The 4,690-nt window shown below is 68.9% G+C and carries 4 protein-coding genes and 1 tRNA gene; 4 read left to right on the forward strand and 1 reads right to left on the reverse strand.

Annotated features, from left to right (window positions below):
- Positions 1–20: 20 nt before the first annotated feature.
- From JWP65_RS02635 to JWP65_RS02645, 3 genes are all read left to right on the forward strand, one after another.
- Positions 21–620, forward strand: a complete 600-nt coding sequence (locus JWP65_RS02635) for a non-canonical purine NTP pyrophosphatase (RefSeq protein ID WP_299760076.1) — start codon at positions 21–23, stop codon at positions 618–620.
- A gap of 65 nt (positions 621–685) precedes the next feature.
- On the forward strand, positions 686–1,837 hold the full coding sequence (gene hemW / locus JWP65_RS02640; protein ID WP_299760082.1) for a radical SAM family heme chaperone HemW: 1,152 nt from the start codon (positions 686–688) through the stop codon (positions 1,835–1,837).
- A 47-nt stretch (positions 1,838–1,884) separates the two neighbouring features.
- Positions 1,885–2,775 (forward strand): NAD(P)-dependent oxidoreductase, encoded by an 891-nt coding sequence (locus JWP65_RS02645; protein ID WP_299760078.1) that lies wholly within the window; start codon positions 1,885–1,887, stop codon positions 2,773–2,775.
- Positions 2,776–2,799: 24 nt separating this feature from the next.
- Here JWP65_RS02645 and JWP65_RS02650 read toward each other — a convergent pair whose 3' ends face one another.
- Positions 2,800–3,786, reverse strand: a complete 987-nt coding sequence (locus JWP65_RS02650; protein ID WP_299760080.1) for a tripartite tricarboxylate transporter substrate binding protein — start codon at positions 3,784–3,786, stop codon at positions 2,800–2,802.
- 120 nt (positions 3,787–3,906) lie between these two features.
- On the opposite strand from JWP65_RS02650, the gene JWP65_RS02655 reads away from it, so the two are divergent.
- Positions 3,907–3,991, forward strand: a tRNA-Ser gene (locus JWP65_RS02655).
- The last annotated feature ends 699 nt before the right edge of the window (positions 3,992–4,690 follow it).

A 4,690-nucleotide genomic window follows, 5' to 3' on the forward strand; every position in this document is an offset into this window, starting at 1 on the left:
ATCGCCGCCCTGAAACTGCCGTGAAACTGGTCCTGGCGTCCAACAACCAAGGCAAGCTCGCCGAGCTGCAGGCGATGTTCGCCGGGCTCGACGTGCAGCTGGTGCGCCAGGGCGAGCTGGGCGTGCCGGAGGCCGAGGAGCCCTTTCGCACCTTCGTCGAGAACGCGCTGGCCAAGGCCCGCAACGCGGCCCGCCACAGCGGCTTGCCGGCGGTGGCGGACGATGCCGGCCTCTGCGTCGAGGCCTTCGGCGGGCTGCCGGGCGTGGACACCGCCTATTACGCGACGCAGTTCGGCTATGCCAAGGGCGACGACAACAACGTGCGGGCGCTGCTGGAGCAGATGCGCGACCTGACGCAAAGGCGCGCGGCGCTGGTCAGCACGCTGGTGGCCGTGCGTTCGCCCCAAGACCCGGAGCCGCTGATCGCCGTGGGCCGCGCGGTCGGCGAGATCACGCGCGAGCCGGTGGGCGACAACGGCTTCGGCTTCGACCCCGTGATGTTCATCCCGGCCTTCAACGCCACCTTCGCGCAGTTGCCGCCGCAAGTGAAGAACGCCCACAGCCACCGCGGCCAGGCGGCGCAGCAGATGGTGCGGCTGATCCGCGAGCGCTGGCTGTGATCCCCATCGTCGCGGCCACGGCCGGGCCGGCCGGCAAGGACGTCCAGCACTACCTGCGCCCCGGCATGCTGCAGCTGCCGGCGCTGCCGCCGCTGGCGCTGTACATCCACCTGCCCTGGTGCCTGAAGAAGTGCCCGTACTGCGACTTCAACTCGCACGAGATGCCTGCATCCGAATTGCCCGAGCAGCGCTACCTCGATGCCTTGATGGCCGACCTGGAAGTGGCGCTGCCGCTGGTGTGGGGCCGGCAGGTCCACAGCATCTTCATCGGCGGCGGCACGCCCAGCCTGTTCTCGCCGGACGGCATCGCCCGCCTGCTGTCGGACGTGCGGGCCCGGCTGAAATTGACGGCCGACTGCGAGATCACGCTGGAAGCCAACCCCGGCACCTTCGAGCGCGATCGCTTCAAGGCCTTCCGCGCCGCCGGCGTGACGCGGCTGTCGGTGGGGGTCCAGAGCTTCAACGACACGCACCTGCGGGCGCTGGGCCGGGTGCACGACAGCGGCCAGGCCATCGCGGCGGTGCAGGAAGCGGCGCAGTCGTTCGAGACGTTCAACATCGACCTGATGTACGCGCTGCCCGGCCAGACCATCGAGCAGCTGCAAGCCGACGTGGCCCAGGCGATGGCGCTGGCGCCGCCGCACCTGTCGATCTACCACCTGACGATCGAGCCCAACACGTACTTCGCCAAGTTCCCGCCGGTGATCCCGCACGAAGACCTGGCCTACACCATGCTGGACCGCATCACCGAGATGACGGCGGCCGCCGGCATGGAGCGCTACGAAATCTCGGCCTACGCCAAGCCGGGCCACCGCTGCTGGCACAACTACAACTACTGGCAGTTCGGCGACTACCTGGGCATCGGCGCCGGCGCCCACAGCAAGCTGAGCTTTCCGCACCGCGTGGTGCGGCAGGTGCGCTATCGCGAGCCCAGGCTGTACATGGACAACGCATTGGCCGGCCGCGCCATCGCGCAGGACGAGGAAGTGGCGCGCAACGAGCTTGCCTTCGAGTTCATGCTCAACGCGCTGCGCCTGCGCGACGGCTTCGCGCTGCAGGACTTCATCGACCGCACCGGCCTGCCGCTGAGCGCCATCGAGCAGCCGCTGCAGGAAGCGGTGCGCAAGGGGCTGGTCGAGCGCGACCTGGCGCGGGTGAGGCCGACGCTGCGCGGCTTCGATTTCCTGTCCGATCTGCAGGGATTGTTCCTGGCCTGAAGCGGGCGGTGCGCGGCTATCATGCCGCCAAGATACAAGGAGACAGCATGCGCATCGGCATCGCCGGCACCGGCAAGATGGGGGCCACGATCGCCCGCAGGCTCGCGGGCCTGGAGCACCAGGTGACGGTGTGGAACCGCACCCGCGAGCGCGCGCAGCCGCTGTTCGACGCCGGCATCGCCTGGGCCGCGACGCCGCGCGAACTGGCCGCCGGCTCCGACCTCGTCATCTCCCTGCTGACCAACGAGCAGGCCCTGCACGATGTGTACTCGGGGCCGGACGGCCTGCTCGCGCCCGGCGCGCAAGGCAAGCTGTTCGTCGAGATGAGCACCGTGCCGCCGGCCGTGCAGCAGGAGATGGCCGGGCGCGCGGCAGCCGCGGGCGCGGCCTACCTGGAGTCGCCCGTCGGCGGCAGCGTCGGCCCGGCCAGCGAGGGCAAGCTGATCGCATTCGTCGGCGGCTCGGGGGAGGACCTGGCGCGCGCACGTCCGGTGCTCCAACAGCTGTGCAAGCGGATCGAGCACGTCGGCCCGCACGGCGCCGGCGAGACCATGAAGCTGGCTGTCAACCTGCCGCTGATGGTGTACTGGCAGACGCTTGGCGAAGCCCTTTCGCTGGTCGAGCCGCTCGGCCTGGATCCGCAGCGCGTGATCGACATCCTGGCCGATTCGTCCGGTGGGCCGAACATGCTGAAGGTGCGCGGCGGGATGATCGCGCAGGCCCTGGCGGGCCAGCCGCCGGCGGCGGCCACGGTGGACGTCGCCACCATGCGCAAGGACGTGCGGGCGATGCTGGCGCAGGCCCGCAGCCGCGGCCGCGACCTGCCGCTGACCGCGGTCACGCTGGAGAACTTCGACCGCGCCGCGCAAGCTGGCCTGGACGGCGCCGACTGCTCGCAGCTGCCAGTCTGGTGGCTGGCCGAAGGCGGCAAGGGCTGAGCGCCCTGCCGCCTCGGCGGCGCATCACTCCAGCTTCATGTCGCGGATGACCGGACGGAACTGGTCCATCTGGCGGCGCAGGATCGCGTCCTGCTCGGCCGGGGTGGAGCCCACCGGCTCGGCGCCCATCTCGGTCAGCCGCTTGGCCACTTCAGGGTGCCGCACTGCGGCGACCACCTCGCGGTGCAGGCGGTCGATGATCTCTTTTGGCGTCTTGGCCGGCGCGAACACGCCGTTCCAGCCTTCCAGCTCCAGGTTGGGGAAGCCGAGTTCGCGCACGGTCGGCACGTCGGGCAACACGGCGACGCGGCGCGAGGCGCTGGTGGCGATCGCCTTGAGGGTGCCGGCCTTGATCTCGGCCAGCGAGGACGACAGCTGGTCGCCCCCGACCTGGATGCGGCCGGCCAGCATTTCCTGCTTCAGGGGCGCGGCACCCTTGAAGGCGATGTGCTCCATGTTGACCTTGGCTTCGCGCTTGAAGGCCTCGCCCAGCACGTGCACCGTGGAGCCGGGACCGGTCGAGCCGTAGTTGTACTGCTGGCTCGGGTTGGCGCGCAGGTAGGCGGCCAGTTCGCGCAGGTCCTTGGCCGGCACGCTCGGGGCGGCGGTCAGCATGAAGGGCACGTAGACCGCGATCGAGACCCCGGCGAAATCCTTGTCGGCGTCGAACGGGGAGCGCTTGGCCAGGGTCTGCGCCACCGCCGACAGCGGGAACGTCAGGTTGTGCATCATGATCGTGTAGCCGTCCGGGGCGGCCTTGGCGATCACGTCGGCACCGATGGCGCCGCCGGCGCCGGCACGGTTTTCCACCAGCACCGGCTGGCCCATGCTCTCCTGCATGCGCTGGGCGACGATGCGCGCCACGATGTCGGTGGTGCCGCCGGCCGGGAACGGCACGACCATGCGAATGGGCTTGGATGGATACGCCTGCGCCTGCACGGCGCTGGCCGTGAGCAGGGACAAAGCCGCGAATGCCACCGCGGCGGTGGTCTTCAATCCCTTGAACTTCATGGTGTCTCCTCGACGATCCCGTCCATCCTAAGGCGCTGTTTACATGCAATCGATCGGTGCATTCCCTAGACACGCCCAGGTTCAGGCATTGGTGACCGCGGCGACTAGAATCGGATGCAGGGAAGCGTGGCAGAGTGGTCGATTGCACCGGTCTTGAAAACCGGCGACGGGAAACCGTCCGTGAGTTCGAATCTCACCGCTTCCGCCGCCCAGCGAGATTCCATGCGGGTTTGCGGCCTGTTTCCGGCGCTCACCCATCAGCAAACCCATCGTTTGCTCCGGGCTTGTTTCTGTGCAGCCTGCGGGCTTGCCGGCGCCCTCGGGCCGCCGAGGAGTTCAGATGCGTCGTCGGTCGTCGCGGTTGGGTGTGCGCTATTGCTCCCCGTGATGGTTGCTGCTCGTGGTGGTGGCGGTCGCGGCGGGCGTGGCGGGCGCGGGGGATCGGGCGGCCGTGGCGGCGGAGTTCTGAGTTGGGTGGGGCTTGCCCTGCTGATCGCCATCCCGGCTGGCATCGCTTGCGTGTGGGGCTGGCTCAGGTCACGCGAAGTGAAAGAGTTCCGGGCAGAGCAGGAGCGGCATGCGGAGTGGCTGGCGCAGCATCCGCAGCCTGCACCTCAGCTTCGCATGTCGAAAGCAGCAAGTAGGGCGCTCCAGCGGCATGCGCGGGATCTGGAGCGACGCCGGCGCTCATTCCGATGATGGGATCGTCGCGATTCGTCCATGCTGGCGCGCCTCGCCTGCGGACCGCGTGCACTTGGTGTGCAGTTTCCGAAGTGGAATAAATGTGACGCCTGAGGATCTCTATCTCCGTCTCGGCCAGTTGTTAGAGACCATGCCAGACCTTTACAAGAGCGGCTCCGTGCCGGCTGAAACGCTGCTTTGGCTAGGGAGGGCGCACGCTCTG

This window comes from Ramlibacter sp. (assembly GCF_028292805.1).
Classification (GTDB): Bacteria; Pseudomonadota; Gammaproteobacteria; order Burkholderiales; family Burkholderiaceae_C; genus Ramlibacter.

What these genes read in the sequence shown, in the direction of transcription:
- JWP65_RS02650 (WP_299760080.1), bottom strand. Translation starts at nt 3,786, where the DNA reads ATGAAGTTCAAGGGATTGAAGACCACCGCCGCGGTGGCATTCGCGGCT.
- hemW (WP_299760082.1), top strand. Translation starts at nt 686, where the DNA reads ATGCTGCAGCTGCCGGCGCTGCCGCCGCTGGCGCTGTACATCCACCTG.
- JWP65_RS02645 (WP_299760078.1), top strand. Translation starts at nt 1,885, where the DNA reads ATGCGCATCGGCATCGCCGGCACCGGCAAGATGGGGGCCACGATCGCC.